This is a genomic window from Noviherbaspirillum saxi (genome assembly GCF_003591035.1).
Taxonomy (GTDB): domain Bacteria; phylum Pseudomonadota; class Gammaproteobacteria; order Burkholderiales; family Burkholderiaceae_D; genus Noviherbaspirillum; species Noviherbaspirillum saxi.
In genome coordinates, this window is the sequence record NZ_QYUO01000001.1 from 573657 (window position 1) to 589299 (window position 15643).

General features: G+C 60.0%; 17 protein-coding genes. 1 reads left to right on the top strand and 16 read right to left on the bottom strand.

All coding sequences use genetic code 11. From position 1 onward, the window contains the following. Positions 1-226 precede the first annotated feature (226 nt). From hslU to dksA, 10 genes are all read right to left on the bottom strand, one after another. A complete protein-coding gene (hslU, locus tag D3871_RS02840) occupies positions 227-1576 on the bottom strand; it encodes an ATP-dependent protease ATPase subunit HslU (RefSeq protein ID WP_119767528.1) in 1350 nt (449 codons plus the stop codon). 28 nt (positions 1577-1604) lie between these two features. Further along, positions 1605-2141, bottom strand: coding sequence for an ATP-dependent protease subunit HslV (gene hslV, locus D3871_RS02845; protein WP_119767529.1), 537 nt, complete (start codon positions 2139-2141; stop codon positions 1605-1607). A gap of 130 nt (positions 2142-2271) precedes the next feature. Further along, entirely contained in the window at positions 2272-2538 is a 267-nt protein-coding gene (locus D3871_RS30680) for an STAS domain-containing protein (RefSeq protein ID WP_233575490.1), read from the bottom strand. Then, positions 2535-3704, bottom strand: a complete 1170-nt coding sequence (locus D3871_RS02850) for an STAS domain-containing protein (protein WP_233575491.1) — start codon at positions 3702-3704, stop codon at positions 2535-2537. The genes D3871_RS30680 and D3871_RS02850 overlap by 4 nt, the downstream gene beginning before the upstream one ends. Before the next feature lie 177 nt (positions 3705-3881). Then, complete coding sequence (locus D3871_RS02855; RefSeq protein ID WP_119767530.1) at positions 3882-5888, bottom strand: TonB-dependent receptor; 2007 nt, start codon at positions 5886-5888, stop codon at positions 3882-3884. 121 nt (positions 5889-6009) lie between these two features. Further along, positions 6010-6351: a hypothetical protein gene (locus D3871_RS02860; RefSeq protein ID WP_119767531.1), complete on the bottom strand. Its 342-nt coding sequence runs from the start codon at positions 6349-6351 to the stop codon at positions 6010-6012. Between the two features lie 4 nt (positions 6352-6355). After that, positions 6356-6877: a DUF3299 domain-containing protein gene (locus tag D3871_RS02865; RefSeq protein WP_119767532.1), complete on the bottom strand. Its 522-nt coding sequence runs from the start codon at positions 6875-6877 to the stop codon at positions 6356-6358. A gap of 81 nt (positions 6878-6958) precedes the next feature. After that, positions 6959-8191 carry an ABC transporter permease gene (locus D3871_RS02870; protein ID WP_338016828.1) on the bottom strand — a complete coding sequence of 411 codons (1233 nt, stop codon included), beginning with the start codon at positions 8189-8191 and terminating at the stop codon, positions 6959-6961. Beyond that, on the bottom strand, positions 8188-8838 hold the full coding sequence (locus D3871_RS02875) for an ABC transporter ATP-binding protein (RefSeq protein WP_119767533.1): 651 nt from the start codon (positions 8836-8838) through the stop codon (positions 8188-8190). Before D3871_RS02875 ends, D3871_RS02870 begins: the two co-directional genes overlap by 4 nt. A gap of 184 nt (positions 8839-9022) precedes the next feature. Next, positions 9023-9517, bottom strand: a complete 495-nt coding sequence (gene dksA / locus D3871_RS31510; RefSeq protein WP_199724717.1) for an RNA polymerase-binding protein DksA — start codon at positions 9515-9517, stop codon at positions 9023-9025. Between dksA and D3871_RS31515 the strand changes: the two genes are divergently transcribed. Beyond that, positions 9429-10022 carry a hypothetical protein gene (locus D3871_RS31515; protein WP_147376738.1) on the top strand — a complete coding sequence of 198 codons (594 nt, stop codon included), beginning with the start codon at positions 9429-9431 and terminating at the stop codon, positions 10020-10022. The two genes, dksA and D3871_RS31515, sit on opposite strands and share 89 nt — an antisense overlap. Before the next feature lie 41 nt (positions 10023-10063). Here D3871_RS31515 and D3871_RS02890 read toward each other — a convergent pair whose 3' ends face one another. From D3871_RS02890 to dapF, 6 genes are all read right to left on the bottom strand, one after another. Further along, entirely contained in the window at positions 10064-11110 is a 1047-nt protein-coding gene (locus D3871_RS02890; protein WP_119767535.1) for a CobW family GTP-binding protein, read from the bottom strand. A gap of 6 nt (positions 11111-11116) precedes the next feature. After that, on the bottom strand, positions 11117-11611 hold the full coding sequence (locus tag D3871_RS02895; protein WP_119767536.1) for a Fur family transcriptional regulator: 495 nt from the start codon (positions 11609-11611) through the stop codon (positions 11117-11119). A 95-nt stretch (positions 11612-11706) separates the two neighbouring features. Continuing rightward, positions 11707-12909, bottom strand: a complete 1203-nt coding sequence (locus D3871_RS02900) for a class I SAM-dependent rRNA methyltransferase (RefSeq protein WP_119767537.1) — start codon at positions 12907-12909, stop codon at positions 11707-11709. Positions 12910-12998: 89 nt separating this feature from the next. Beyond that, positions 12999-13982: a tyrosine recombinase XerC gene (gene xerC, locus D3871_RS02905; RefSeq protein ID WP_420799624.1), complete on the bottom strand. Its 984-nt coding sequence runs from the start codon at positions 13980-13982 to the stop codon at positions 12999-13001. Continuing rightward, the gene (locus tag D3871_RS02910; protein ID WP_119767538.1) at positions 13975-14643 is read right to left on the bottom strand and encodes a DUF484 family protein; all 669 of its coding nucleotides are present in this window, start codon (positions 14641-14643) and stop codon (positions 13975-13977) included. The genes xerC and D3871_RS02910 overlap by 8 nt, the downstream gene beginning before the upstream one ends. 125 nt (positions 14644-14768) lie before the next feature. Next, positions 14769-15620: a diaminopimelate epimerase gene (gene dapF, locus D3871_RS02915; protein WP_119767539.1), complete on the bottom strand. Its 852-nt coding sequence runs from the start codon at positions 15618-15620 to the stop codon at positions 14769-14771. Positions 15621-15643 lie beyond the last annotated feature (23 nt).

Sequence of the window (15643 nt, forward strand, 5' to 3'; positions counted from 1 at the left end):
GCTTGATGCTAAGTTTCTTCTAGTCCGCCTATCTTATTTTCGGTCCGATTTCCCCAATATTCTGCTAAGCAAGCTCGCCTGCACCGACCCGGTCGGCTGGCTCGCCTTCTGCTTCGCGCCCGGAACCACCGCATTGCGGCCTTTCAAGGGCCGCTGCGATGGTTCCACGCGTATCGTCATTTTCTGACGCTGCGCCAATGCCTTGTTCGCCATGAGCGCTTGCAGATCACAGCACGTAGCGCGACAGGTCTTCGTCGATCGCCAATGCGCCTAGCTTGTCGTCGACATAGGCGCCATCGATCGCCACCGTTTTGCCCGACGATTCGCTGGCGGTAAACGACATTTCCTCCAGCAGTTTTTCCATCACCGTGTACAGGCGGCGTGCACCGATGTTTTCGGTTTTTTCATTGACCGAAAACGCGATCTCCGCGAGGCGCTGAATACCGTCGTCGGTGAACTCGATGGTCACGCCTTCGGTTTGCAGCAAGGCTTCGTATTGCCGCGTCAGGCAGGCATCGGTACTGGTCAGGATGCGTTCGAAATCGGCGATCGCCAGCGATTCGAGTTCGACGCGGATCGGAAAGCGGCCCTGCAGTTCCGGGATCAGGTCCGACGGTTTGGCAAGATGAAACGCGCCCGACGCGATGAACAGGATATGGTCGGTCTTGATCATGCCGTACTTGGTATTGACCGTCGTGCCCTCCACCAGTGGCAGCAGGTCGCGCTGCACACCGGCGCGCGATACATCGGCGCCGCCCACTTCCGAACGGGAAGCGATCTTGTCGATTTCATCGAGGAAGACGATGCCGTTCTGCTCGACGTTGGCAATCGCCTTTTGCTTGAGTTCGTCTTCGTTGACCAGCTTGGCGGCTTCTTCATCGATCAGGATCTTTATCGCCTCCTTGATCTTCATCTTGCGCTTTTTCTTGCGCCCGCTGCCCAGACCGGAAAACATCGACTTGATCTGCTCGGTCATTTCTTCCATGCCGGGCGGCGCCATGATTTCCATGTGCGGCGCCGCTTCGGAAATGTCGATCTCGACTTCGCGATCGTCCAGCGCGCCTTCGCGCAGACGCTTGCGAAAGGTCTGGCGCGTGGTGTTGCTGCTGCTGCCGGCGTCGCTTTCCACGGCACTCGGCGTTGCGCTGAATCCGAAGTCGCGTGCCGGCGGCAACAGAATGTCCAGCACCCGGTCTTCCGCGGCATCTTCGGCGCGCGCTCGCACCTTGCGCATTTCGGATTCGCGCGTCTGCTTGATGCCGATGTCGATCAGGTCGCGGATGATGGTGTCGACATCGCGGCCGACATAGCCGACTTCAGTGAATTTGGTCGCCTCGATCTTGATGAACGGGGCATCCGCCAATTTCGCAAGACGACGCGCGATTTCGGTCTTGCCTACCCCGGTGGGCCCGATCATCAGAATATTCTTGGGCGTGATCTCGTGGCGCAGCGGATCGGCCACCTGCTGTCGACGCCAGCGGTTGCGCAAGGCAATGGCGACCGCGCGCTTGGCGCGTGACTGGCCGACCACATGCTTGTCGAGTTCGGAAACTATCTCTTGAGGAGTCATGTTCATGATGGATATTCGGGACGATGGAAACGCGTTATTCAAGGGTTTCGATGGTGTGCGACAGGTTCGTGTAAATGCAGAGCTCGCCGGCGATAGTGAGCGCTTTCTTCACGATTTCGCCTGGCGGCAAGTCGGTGTTTTCCTGCAGCGCCTTCGCAGCCGATTGCGCATACACGCCGCCCGAACCGATGGCGCCGATGCCGCTTTCCGGTTCCAGTACATCGCCGTTGCCGGTAATGATCAAGGTTGCTTCGCGATCGGCCACCAGCAGCATGGCTTCCAGCCGGCGCAGGATGCGGTCGGTGCGCCAGTCCTTTGCCAGTTCGACCGACGCGCGCATCAGGTTGCCCTGGTGCTTTTCCAGCTTGGCTTCGAAACGCTCGATCAGGGTGAAGGCATCCGCTGTGCCGCCGGCAAATCCGGCCAGGACCTTGCCCTGGTACAACTTGCGTACCTTGCGCGCCGTGCCTTTCATCACCACATTGCCGAGCGTCACCTGACCATCGCCGCCCAATGCAACGGTGTTTCCGCGCCGCACCGAAAGGATGGTCGTGCCGTGAAATTGTTCCATGCTTTCCCCAACAGGATGAGAGTCTGTAATCCAGCGCAGATGAGGGCGGACAGGATTAATACAAGTGTAATTGAGGATCGGGGATGCGACAGACTGGCCTCCGAAATGGGAGGACCATAGGGAAACATAATCAGTTTTTGCGTGGCAATATACGCACGATATTTTTCAACCCGATCACGTTCAACAATGCAAGGACAAGATGGTTGACGTGGTGAAATTCAAGCGATTTGCCATTGCCGCAAAATGGGCTCAAGCCGGTAACCAGCCGTCCCGCGGCGTTGAAGTCGACCCGGTTGAGCCGAGAGCAGTCGACGATCGCCGGATCGTGGTCGTCGGAATAAGTGGCAATCGCGACGATCAGTTCGTCGATGCGGCCCTCGACTACCGCCGGCATCATGAAGCCTTCTGCCTGCGCGGTGTTCGCCGGCTCGGCCGTTGCCGTGGTGACCTTGTTTTGCGGCGCAATGAAAGCAGGGGGGAGACTTCGAAGGTCACGCAATAATCGATGCTGATTTCTTCGAATTCTTTCTCGCGATTGAGCAGGCGCAGTACTTCGAGCAGCAGCAGCCAGGCGTCTTCGGTGTCGTCGCGACGACCGACTTCAAGAATCGCGCGGATCTTGTCGGTCAGTTCCGGCGCGCCGACCAGGATCAGGTCATGGCTGGATTTCTGCAGCTTGCGCAGGATGCCGAGCAATAGCCTGCATCCGGCAGCATCGACTTCGGTCACACGCACGAACTCAAGGCGCAAGGCACGGAAGTTTTCCGCCAGCTTCTGGATACGCTCGATTTGCTTGGCGCAGCTGGCGTCCAGCTTTGTATTGAACGGCACCATGGGGGTGGTGCCGGCCGCAGGCGTTGCAGACGTGGCGGTTCGCGCATCGGCTCCATGCCAGGCCGGCGGCGAGGTCTCGAACTTGTTCGTGTATTCGATTGCAAGGTTGTCGAATTCCTGCTGCTTGCCGACGATCTGGTACAGGTCCAGCAGCATCAGCCACGCGGTCTTCTCGACCTCGCCAAGATCGCCGGCGGCGATTGCCGCATGCAGCATGTGCTCGACCATGTCGGACTGGCCGTTGGCAAACATGATCGCGGCTTCTTCGATCACGGCAACCGCTTCGGAAGATGGCGATGCGATGTCGCTGACGGCCGTCTGGCCGTCAAGCAGGAATTCGGTGGTGCTGCCTATCCCGGTTGCCAGCGGCTGCAGTGTCAGGTTTTCTGTCGTGAGTGCCGCGCTGTCCGGGTTTTCCGGCGAAGGCTTCGGTGTTGCGGCAGCAAGTTGGGGCGTGGCAGCCGGTTTTATACTTACCGGTTTGGCCTTGGAGCCAGTGGCGGTTTGTACGCTGACGAATTCGGAAGACATTTCCGATTCGATCGCATCGATTTTCAGCGCGGTCTGCAGCGCAGTCTGTGCATCGCGCCTGACCGTGGGTGTCTTGGTATTGGATTTGCCGGCATCCGGGCGCGGCTTCGTCGCGGTGCTCTTGGAACGGGAAGCATCTTTGTCAGCAGGCTTGGCCGGCTGACGATCCTTCTTCCCGAAAAGCGAAAAAATACCCACTTGGTCCTTGGCTTGAAAGGAAACGTCCTCTTCCGGTTACACGGAAGAGGAAATTACAAGTGTGTAAAGGTAACACAGACATACGTCGGGATGCCATTCTAGGGATGGAAAAGATGACTTTCTGTTACTGGCCTGTTGCTTCCCGTACGCGCAATTCAACAGGCCTCGGTACGATCGTCAGAAACGCGTGCGCAGTCCGATCACGATATTGCGGCCCGGTTGGGGCGCGACATCGCGCAGCAGCGAAGTGGACAAGCGGACATCGCGGTTCATCAAATTCTTCGCCAGCGCGAACCAGGTCCATTGAACGCCACCCTGCCTTAGCGTATAGGACAGGTTCGCATCCAGCAGCGTATAAGCCGGCGTCTCCGTTGTCTCGAACGCGGCCAGACGGTCCTGTCGCAACGCGTGCAGCGCCGATACGCCGCCGCGCCATCCGTCTTGCCGATAACCGAGATCGATTCCGACGCGGGTCGCAGGCTGCAAGGGCAGGTTGCCTTGTCCAACCAGGACGCCGCGCGAGGTATCGGCATAGCCGCGCAGGGACAGGCCTTCGCCGCGCTGGTTATAGCTGAGCTCGGCTTCGGCGCCGCGGATCCGCGCGCGGTCTTGCGCCCAGAGGCGACGTACAAACTCGCCTGCTGGATCGTCGATGCCGCTGTCGTCGACCGTGCTGCCGTCGGTGCGGCCATAAACGTAATTGCGCAGCCGGTTCTCAAACAGGTTGGCCTTCCAGCGCACGAGCCCTTCGGTTTTTTGCAGGCTTAGTTCCAGGTTGCGCGAGCGTTCCTTTTGCAGGGAAGGATCGCCGATGTCGAAGGTCGCCGTCGATTCATGCGGGCCGTTGGAATACAGCTCTTCGGGTGCCGGAGCGCGTTGCGCGATCGAATATGTCGCGCCGATGCTATAGCCCGGCAAAAAGCTCCACAGGCCACCGAGCGAATACGAATTCAGGTTGATGCGGCGGTCGCTGAAACCCGGATCGTCGGGTCGTCGCCGTACCGATTCGATGCGCAGGCCGGCGCTCGCACGCAGCGGTCCGAAATCGCGTTCCTCGACCAGGAAAGCGGCAATCGATGAGGACTTCGTGGTAGGTACCGTATCGGAGCGTCCGGTCGCAGCCGATAGCGCAGACAGTTTGCTATTGTCAGTCTGCATGCCGATGGTGCCGCGCCATCCGGCGATCGGCAGGTGGGCAATTTCCCAGCGGGTTTCGAAAGACTTATTGGCGAAGTCGGTGGCAGGCGTGCCGTCTTCTTCCTTTTCGGTATGCGTATAGTCGCTTGCCGCCAGCTTGAATGCGAACGATGCGGCACCGGCGAATGGTTCGCGCACCAGGCCGGCAATATCGCCGCGTGTCTGCGACAGATCGATATAGGCTCGTTCGGCTGTCGGGATGCCGTAGCGGTCGCTGCGGGTATCGATGGAGGCGCCGACATAACCCCAGCCGGCGATATGGGATGCGCCAAAGCCCAGGCTATGCGCACGCGTAAAGGACGATGGCAATCGTCCCGATGGCGACGCCGGATCGTTGCGTAGCGCAGTGCCTGGAATACGGTAATCGCCGCTATCGCGCACGCTGCCATCGACATGAAGCCCCAGGCTGGCCGCCGATCCATCGGCGGAAAACGACAGGCTCTTTTCCCGATCGACGGAGCCGAAACGCATTTCCGCTTCTCCGGTCGGTTTGGGCATCAAGGCGGTCGGGATACGGTCATTGACGACATTGACCAGTCCGCCGATGGCGCCGGAGCCATACAGCAGCGACGCTGGTCCGCGCAGGATTTCGATCTGGCGCGCGGTAGCCGGATCGGTGGCAACCGCATGGTCGTTGGATAGGCTGGACAGGTCAGAGACCGCCATGCCGTTCTGCAGGATTTTCACGCGAGGCCCCTCCATTCCACGAATGATGGGGCGCGATGCCCCCGCGCCAAAGCCGGAAGACGATACGCCCAGTTCTTGGGAAAGCGTGTCGCCCAGCGAGCTGCCGAGTTTGTTGCGCAGCTCGCTGCCGGAAAGCACCTTTGCAGGCGCGAGTATTTGCGCATTTTCGTCGCCGCCGAGAGGTGTCGCCGTCACGGTGACGGTCGGAAGCGACTGTTCCGCGGATTGGGCGAAGGCGAATGAAGTGGAAGCGAGCGCGGACAGAACCGCACTCGTCATGAGTGTGTATTGAATGGCCATGATGGATGCTGAATGAGTCAGAAAGCCGCGAAGCGCATGCAGGGCGTTGCAACGCCTTGCATGCAGCTGGCGGATGGACAGCGTACGGCGCTGTCCTAACGAGATCAGGCGCCGTGATGCATCAGGCGAGGGGCGGTGCGCGGGAAGAGAAATGGCGGACGAGCGGAGCGTCCCAGGACGTGAATGCCGTCCAAAGGGCCAGCACGCGCACGCTGGTGATAAGCGGTGCGGTAAACGGCGGCAAGTGAACGATGTCGCCGACTGTCGTTGCGTCGAAGGCAAGACAGGAATGGGTCAGCTTCTTGTTTTCGTCGGTAACCTTGGAAGAAACCTGCTGCGAGGCCTGTGCGGTGCTCGCATGTTCAATGCGGTGCTGCAATCCTGTCCACTGCGCAAACAGCAGCGCGAGCGCCAGCGATGCCGCGAAGCCGTTGCGTTGCGAGGACAGGCGGAACAGGTTCATGGGCTTATTTTGCCGTCATGGTGACCGGCATTGCATCGGTGAGCCGGTAGTACAGCCCCATGGGATCGTCTTTCAGCACAGCCATCCTGCCGCTCAGGATGACGGGTTCGAAGGTGTACTTCACCGGCGTCTTCGTTTTCACTTCAACTACGCCTTCCGGTCCGGCGGGCAGGCAGAACGAGCAGGATTGCGGGTTCATGGAAATAAGAAAATGCTTTTGCTTCTCGCCCGGTTCCAGCGGCATCATGAAGCCTTGCACTTTGACTTCCTTGTCGTTCAAGGCGACGATTTCCTTGGAAAATTCCGGCAGGATCCGGTCCTTGGTCTTGATCGGCGTGACTTTGGCGAGCGTGTTCCACGACACGACGCCATTGATTTCCGGTAGTTGCTGCATCGCTGCAGGCGGCACGCCGGACGGTACATGTCCGGCCGGCGCGTTCTGAGGCTGCGGGCTCGGTGTTGCCGACAAAGCAAGCAGCGGTACAGCCAGCGTCATTGATAAGACAATGCGAAATGTGAAGTGCATGACATCTCCGGAACTGGACCGTAACGGTCCCGCTATAAACTATCGGCTATTGTAGGTGGCTGCCGAGCCGGCCAGCAATCTTCATCGCGCCAGGGTCGCCGCTATATCGGTACGGTAGGCGCGCAGCGCCGGCAGCAAGGCGGCAAGCACACCGACGGCGACCGCCACGAGCAGTAGCCATGCTTCGTCGGCATACACCGCAAGGCCGGACAATGCGAGATTCTGTTCCTGCGAAAGCAGCCTGCCGACCGCTTCCACCGCGGCATGCCCGACCAGCCAGCCGAGTGCCGCCCCAGCCAGCGCCAGCAGCAAGCCTTCGGACAGCAGCAGCAACACCAGTTTGGCGGGTCCGGCGCCCAAGGTGCGCAGAATCGCGAGATCGGTTTTTCGTTCTTCCAGTGCGTTGTACAACGCGGCGAACATCGACAAGGCAGCCGCGATCAGCATGATGGCGGCGATACCGCGCAATACATCGACTCCGACACCGAGCATGCGTATCAATTTCGCGGATTCGAATGCAGGCTGCGCAGCCTGCAATTCGCTTTGACTATTGATGGCGCGCGGCAGCATCGCGGCGGCGAGAGGCGATGCATACTGGACCAGCAGCGCCGTGATTTCACGCTTTGCGTGTTCATCATCGTCACCATGGTCTTTGTGCTCGGCTTCGTCTTTCGCACCGTTGTCGTGCCCGGCTTCGTGGACGTGCCATACCGATTCCACCGGCGTCAGAACAAGGCGATCGAGTACCGTGCCGGTCGGCTTGAGAATGCCGACGGCGACAAACGGTCGCTCGGCATGCGCGTCGCCGCTTGCAGCCAGTCCATGTGAACCCGAGAAATGTGCATTCAGCCCGATCCCGGCCGCCTTCGCCGCGTGCGCCCCGAATACGGCCTGCATCGGCGCATCGAACAGCTTGCCCTCGGCGAGCGTGCCGCCATAATGCGCTATGTAATCGGTGCTGGTGCCGACGATGCGGAAACCGCGATAACTGTCGCCCAGTGCGAGCGGAATCACTTTCTTGACCAACCGGTTGCGTGCCAGTTGCGCTTGGGCGGCGAGCGGAATATTGCCGGTCGGGATATCGATGTGATACAGCGACGACAGGATGAGTTGCAGCGGCGAGCCTTTGGCACCGACCACCAGGTCGATCCCTTGTGCATCGCGCAGCGCATGGTCTTCCAGTTGTCGGGATGCCGACAGCACAAACGTCATCATGGCGATGCCGACCGCCATCAGCAGCAGGTTCAGCGCGCTCGACAGCGGCTTGTGCCGCAGCGACTTGAGCGCTAGCGCAAAGGCGTTGAGTCGCATCATGCGGTACCTCCCAGGCGCAAGACAGCCGCATCAGGCAGCGCGGCAAGCACGCGTGCGTCATGGGTGGCGATGACGAGTGAGGCGCCGACGGCCGCCGCCTGCGTGTTCAGCAAGCCGATCGACGCTGAGCAGGAAGCATCGTCCAGATTCGCTGTCGGTTCATCTGCCAGCAGCAGGGCAGGGCGATTGAACATCGCCCGCGCGATCGCCGCGCGCTGCTGCTGCCCCTGGCTAAGAGCATGCGGCTTGGCCGTCGCCTTGTCCGCGAGGCCCAACGCGGCAAGCAATTCGGTGGCACGCACGATTTCCGGGGCACGGCCTGTGGCATAGGCGGCAACCGTCAGGTTCTCGAATACGCTCAGGCTGGGAATCAGCGCCAGCTTCTGCGGCAGGAAGCCGACAGTGCGGCCGCGCCATGCATCGGCTTGGCGTGGGGTGAGTGCACGAAGGTCGGTCCCGGCGACATGCAAGCTTCCTTGTTGCGGTGTCAGGATGGCGGCAAGCAGATGCAGCAGGGTGGACTTGCCGCAGCCGGAAGGACCAAGAATGATGGCATGCCGCCCGGCCTCGAGCGAGAACGATGGCACGGTCAGCTGTGCGGAGGTCGATGTCGGATAGCGATAGTGGAGATCTGTAATTTGCAACATGGTTGCATTATATGGATCACAGGCGGGAAAAGAAAGTCAATAAGAGATATATGGCATCGCCGTATCATGTGCCTTCACGTCGCGCAGTCCGCGGCGGGACGCAAAAGCAAACAAGCGTACGAGGCAGGGCATCGTACGCTTGTGGCGTGGGGTTTCCGGAACAGTCCAGTTCCGCTGACGCGGCTTAGTCGCCGTACAGCTTTTGCTTGAGTTCGCGGCGCTGTTGCGCTTCGAGCGACAGCGTCGCGGTCGGGCGGGCCAGCAGGCGAGGAATGCCGATCGGTTCGCCGGTTTCTTCGCACCAGCCGTATTCGCCGGCATCGATACTGGCGATCGACTGCTGGACTTTCTTGAGCAGCTTGCGTTCACGGTCGCGCGTGCGCAATTCCAGGGCATGCTCTTCTTCGATCGTCGCGCGGTCCGCGGGATCGGGCACCAGCACGGTTTCGCGCAAATGCTCGGTGGTTTCGCCGGCGTTTTTCAGCAAGTCTCTCTCAAGCTGCTGCAAGCGCGCCTTGAAGAAGGCCAGCTGCGCCTCGTTCATGTAATCCTTCTCGGTCATCTGAAGGATTTGCGCTTCGGTCAACAGGGTGCCATCGGAGACGGCGGGGGTCGATTTAGTTGTTTTGGTAGCCACTTCGCTTACTTTCGAAACTGCGGGTTTTTCCATTGTATCCATTAATCCGGCACTTGCATTGTTACCGCTCATTGACGCGCCGGACGTCTCTTTGGAACCGACCTTTGAAGCGCCGGCAGTCGGCGACTGCTTCAAATTTGTTGCTGCCTTCTTACTGGCGGGAGCCGCATCGGCAACCGGCGGTGCCGCTTTCGATGCCACCCCTTCGGATTTTTTCCTGGCCGCTGATTTCGCGGCGGTTTTCACTCTGCTTTTTACCGTGCTTTGGGCTGGTTTGGCAATCGATTTTGTTGCTGCGGGGGTATTTTTACGCCCGGATGGCGTTTTCGATACCGCGGCGGCCGGAACGGCGGTCTTTTTTTCCGACGTCGTGCCGGCTTTTTTTGCGGTAGCGCGCTTCACGACAGACCTGGTAACGGTTGCGTTCATGGTGACCTCGCTGATTGAACCGCCCGGCTTTCAGCTTGAAACCGCTGCTTGTCCCCGTGCCGGCGGGCTCAGGCTCGACCAAGCGGTATATGACGTGCTTGCCTATCTTGCCAAATGACACTCTCCATTGCATGAATAAAAATCAAAAGCGACAACAGTTTATACCAAACACTGTTCCAGCCCCTGCACAAACACGTCCTTGGGAAGGTTCTTGCCGATGAAGACCATTTTGCTGCCGCGCGGCTCGGCATCGTCCCATTTGGCGCCGATATCCGTTCCCATCATCTGGTGCACACCCTGGAACAATACCTTGCGATCGGCATCTTCCATCCAGAGTACTCCTTTGTAACGCAGCATGCGCGGCCCGAATACCTGTACCAGGCCGCCGAGGAATTCATCGAGCCGCGCGGTGTTGAACGGACGCTCGCTGCGGAACACGAATGCCGCAATATCGTCGGAATGATGCGCGTGATGATGGTCATGGTGCGCATGCTCATGTCCGCAATGGTCGTCGCAGTCGTGATCCGCGTGTGCGTGCTCGTGTTCTTCGTCAGTCAGGAAATCGGGATCGATTTCCAGCTTGTCGTTGAGATTGAATCCGCGCAGATCGAGCACTTCAGCGATGGGTACGCGGCCGAAGTCCGCAGTCGATACCGGCGCGCGCGGATTGATCCGTTTGAGGCGGGCGGTCAGTGCAGCGACTTCCTCCGCACCGACCAGATCGGTCTTGGATAGCAGCAGCTTGTCGGCGAAGCCTACCTGGCGCTGGGCTTCTTCATGTTCATCGAGCTGATGCATCGCATGCCGGGCATCGACCACTGTGATGATCGCGTCGAGAAGAAAGTGCGCGGCGACTTCATCATCCATGAAAAAGGTCTGTGCGACCGGACCGGGATTGGCCAGCCCGGTCGTTTCAATTACCAAATGGTCGAAATCCAGCTCCCCGGCGTCGCGCTTTTGTGCCAGTGTGCCCAGCGCGACAATCAGATCGCCGCGCACCGTGCAGCAGATGCAGCCGTTGCTCATCTCGACAATCTGTTCCTTGCTGTCCTGGACCAAGATTTCATTATCGATGTTTTCCTCGCCGAACTCGTTCTCGATCACGGCGATGCGGTGGCCATGCGGTTCGCGCAGGATGCGGTTGAGCAGCGTGGTTTTGCCAGCGCCGAGAAAGCCGGTCAGTATCGTGGCGGGTACAAGTTTCATGATGGCCTACCTTTGTTGTGCGCAGTCGGCGCACCATCCCTTAATGGTGAATTCGATGTCATGGCTCTGGAAGCCCTTGCCGAGGCTTTCGTCGAGCGCATTGCGCAACAGGCCGGCTTCGCCGATGCTGTCCAGGCAGAACACTTTCGCGCAGCGGGTGCATTTGAAATGCCCATGCTGATGATGCGGCGCGGCATCATCCTGGGCGACGCCGTGTTCCGCGCCCGAGCTGTAGCGAAATACCCGGTCGTCGCCTGCAATCTTGTGCGCCAGCCCGGCATCGGTCAGGCAGTCGAGCGCACGATACAGCGTGACGCGGTCCATGTCGGTAAACGCATCCTGCATGTCCTGGTGCGAAAAGGCGCGCTGTGCATCGAGCAATGTCGCGAGAACCTTCACGCGCGCTGCAGTAATGCGTACCGCGGCTTCACGCAGTTGCACTTCCGCACGTGCCATGCTGGCTTCGGCCGGACTGGAAAAATGTTTTGCTTTGATACTCATCTTGGCAAAGCGCTGATCGTACTGAAATAAAAATTATGACGCATTTTTGCAATCCAGTTGCAGAAATCGCTACCGCGAGCTACGGCTGCCGGATATTACGGCTTATACAGCATCAATCCCTTCAGGTATTCGCCCTCCGGAAAGCTGGTTGTCATCGGGTGATCCGCCCCGGCCGACAGCCGCTTGAGAATGCGCGCATCGACCTTGGCATCGTTGGCGGCGCCGGCCACGATCTTCTGGAACAGGTCGGCACTGATGGCGCCCGAGCAGGAATAAGTAAACAGCAGACCGCCTTCACGCAGCAGCTGGAAGCCGAGCAGATTGATGTCCTTGTAGGCGCGCGCCGCACGCTCGACATGGTCGGGCGAGGAGGCGAACTTGGGCGGATCGAGCACGATCAGATCGAAGCTTTTGCCCTGCTCGCGGAAGGCGCGCAAGGCCTTGAACACGTCCGCATCCTGCCATTCGGTCTTGTCGGCGGCAAAGCCGTTGAGTTCCACGTTGCGCCGGCCGATCGCAAGCGCTTCGCCGGAAGAATCGATCGACACCACGCTGCTGGCACCGCCCTTGAGCGCGGCAAGCGAAAAACCGCCGGTATAGCAAAAGCAGTTGAGTACGTCGCGGCCCGCCGCATGCTCCATCACCAGCCGACGATTGTCGCGCTGGTCGACGTAAAAGCCGGTCTTGTGCCCGGTCTTGATATCGACGGCATAACGCACGCCGTTCTCGGTCACGATGGTTTCATCCGACGGCTCATTGCCGGCCAGCGTCCCTGTCACCAGCGGCAATCCTTCGCGCTCGCGCACCGAGGCGTCGGAGCGCTCGTACACATTCGGGCAACCGGTCTCGGCGATCAGGGCCTGCACGATCGGTGCCTTCCATGCCTCTACGCCTGCCGACTGGAATTGGCACACCAGATGGCCTTGCTTGCCTGCGTACCAGTCGACCACCAGCCCGGGGAAGCCGTCCGCTTCGCCAAACACCAGACGGATCGCGTCGGTATCCTTGACGGTCGCCATACGGTAGGCAATGGCTTTCTTGATACGGCGCTTGATCAGCGCGTGATCGATGGGTTCGCTTTCATTGAAGCTCCATACGCGGGCGCGGATCTGCGATTTGGGGCTGTATGCGGCGCGTGCCAGGAACTGGCCTGATGCCGACTGCACGACCGCGGTGGCGCCGGACTTGTTCTTTTCTTCGGGCTTGCCATCGATATGGTCGATGGCGGTCGGAAAAATCCAGGGGTGGCGACGCAGCAGGCTTTTTTCCTTGCCGGGCTTGAGAGTGATGGTGAGCATATGAAATGAATGTGGGTTATCCGGCCGCGTTGGCGTCGGTGAAAAGCATGCGGTCGCCGCGGGAAAATGTTGAAACGATGACCCGGGATTCAGTCTCCGGAGACTGCCTTCTTTTTCGCCCGGGGATGAGCGGCATCGTACACCTGCGCCAGCCGCTGGAAATCCAGCGAGGTATATACCTGCGTGGCGGCGATCGAGGCATGTCCTAGCATTTCCTGCACCGCGCGCAGGTCCCCCGAGGATTGCAGCACATGCGATGCGAAGGAATGGCGCAGGACGTGGGGATGCACGTTCGCCGGAATGCCCAATGCCTGCGCATGGGCCTTCAGACGCGTCTGCACCATCCCAGGCGTGACCCGCTTGCCGCGATCGGACAGGAACAAAGGGTGCGGGTCCAGTCGCACCAGGCTATCGCGTACCGCCAGCCATGCGCGCAGCGCTTGCAATGCATGGCTGCCGACCGGCACCTTGCGCTGCTTGCTGCCCTTGCCGGTGACATTGACTTCGCCTTCGGCAAAGTCGATCCAGCCCGCCGATTGGTATTCGCCGTCCTTCACGAAGCGCACGTCCAACGAAGTCAGCTCGGAGACACGCAAGCCGCTGGAATACAGCAGCTCGAACATTGCGCGATTGCATAACTGGGGAGGCGATTGCGCATCCTTGCCCGGTGTGCTTTGAGCGACGACGCGCACCGCGTCATCGGCCGACAGCGCCTTGGGCAGCGGTTTGCTGCGCTTTGGCGCCTTGACGCCGTCGACCGGATTCGCCGCCAAGGTCTCCTGGTCGGCCAGCCATGCGAAAAAGCCGCGCCATGCGGACAGCTTGCGGGCGATCGAGCGCGGGTTCAAGCCTTTCGCGTGCAATTGCGATGCGAACTTGCGAATATGAAAATGACCGACCGCCGCCATGGCCGGCGCGCCGGGCAACGCGTCTACCATGACGGTGAGTTCGCGCAAGTCGCTCCGGTATTCGGTAACGGTGCGCGGCGACAGCTTGCGCTGTTTTTCCAGATGCTCGACGTAGCCGGCGATACGGGCCCGGTTGGTCTCGGCAGACACGGTATTCTCAGTCAAGCAGGCAATTCATCGCGGCGCTGGCGATTTCGGCAATTTTCGACAGGTAGTCGGTCGCCATTTCGGTGCCGAATCGGCTTGGGTCGGACGAACCCAGCACCAGCAAGCCGAATGCTTCCGGTGCGGCGCCGATGCGCAGCGGCAGCATCGCGATCGATTGTATCGATTCCGCGTCTTCCAGCCAGGAGGCAGCTTCAAAGTCTTGATTCGGGCCGCAATAAGGCGCGGTCAGACCGTTGCAGAAAATTTTTGCATCTTCCGATACCGGCGCGGCGAACCAGGTATGCGCGAATTCTTCTGCCACGCCCCAAATGCGCAGCGTGGCATGGGGTACCGAGAAAATCGTCTGCAGGCCGCTGATCAAGGTATGCGGCATGTCGACATCGTTACGCGCCAGCAGCAGCGAACGGGTCCACTCCAGGAATTTTTGCGTGATCGCGTCGTTTTCCTGCGCAATGCGCAACAGATCCGCCATCCGCAATTCATGGATCTTGATCTTTTCGCGCAAGACTTCCATCTGGCGTTCCTGCAGCGATACCGCACGGCCGGCGACCGGGCTGGTCAGCTTGACGCGGGAGAGCAGTTCGCTGTGCTCTTCAAAGAAATGCGGATTGTCGGACAGGAAATCGGCGACAGCGTTGGAGTCCAGTTCGTAAGTCATAGCGCAGTTCGGTTAGGTCGCAGTGTGGAAGGCGTGATTTTAACCGACAACCCTCGATGCAGGACGCTGTATCAAGGGCGCAGGGATGCCGGAGCCTGTCGGCCGATGACAGGGCAAATCCTTGTTCAGATGTCGATTTCGCCTTCAAATACGGTAACGGCGGGACCGGTGAGCAACACCGGCGCTGCACCGCCATCCCAAGCGATCGATAATTCGCCACCGCGTGTCGCGACCGTGACCGGCGAATCCAGCAAACCGCGCCGGATTCCGGCGACGACCGCGGCGCAGGCGCCGGTGCCGCACGCCAGCGTTTCGCCGGCGCCGCGTTCGAACACGCGCAGCTTGACGGCGTGGCGGTCGACTACCTGCATGAAGCCGGCATTGACGCGCGCGGGAAAGCGCGGATGGTTTTCAATCACGGGACCATCGATGCCAACCGGTGCCGCATCGGCGTCCGCCACGACTTGAACCGCATGCGGATTGCCCATCGATACCGCTGAAATCCAGATGGTCTTGCCATTGATTTCCAGCGGCCACAGCATATCCTCGTGCTCAGCCCGTGCCTGCAACCCGTTCGCGTCGAACGGTACACGAACGGCGTCAAGGATGGGCGCGCCCATGTCGACCGTAATGCGTCCATCCGCTTCCAGCCGGGGTTCGATCACGCCCGACATGGTTTCGACCTTGATCGCGCGCTTGTCGGTAAGGCCCTTGTCGGTCACGAATCTCACGAAGGCACGCGCGCCGTTGCCGCATTGTTCGACTTCGCCGCCGTCGGCGTTGTAGATGCGATAACGAAAATCGACGCCATCGGATTGCGGCTTTTCCACCACCAGCATCTGGTCTGCGCCGACGCCAAAACGGCGGTCGGCCAACGCTTTCCACTGTTCCGGAGTGAATGTTACCTGCTGGTTAACCGCATCGATCACGACGAAGTCATTGCCGGCGCCGTGCATTTTTGTGAATTTGAGTTTCATGCCGAAATTATAGTCTGGCTGCT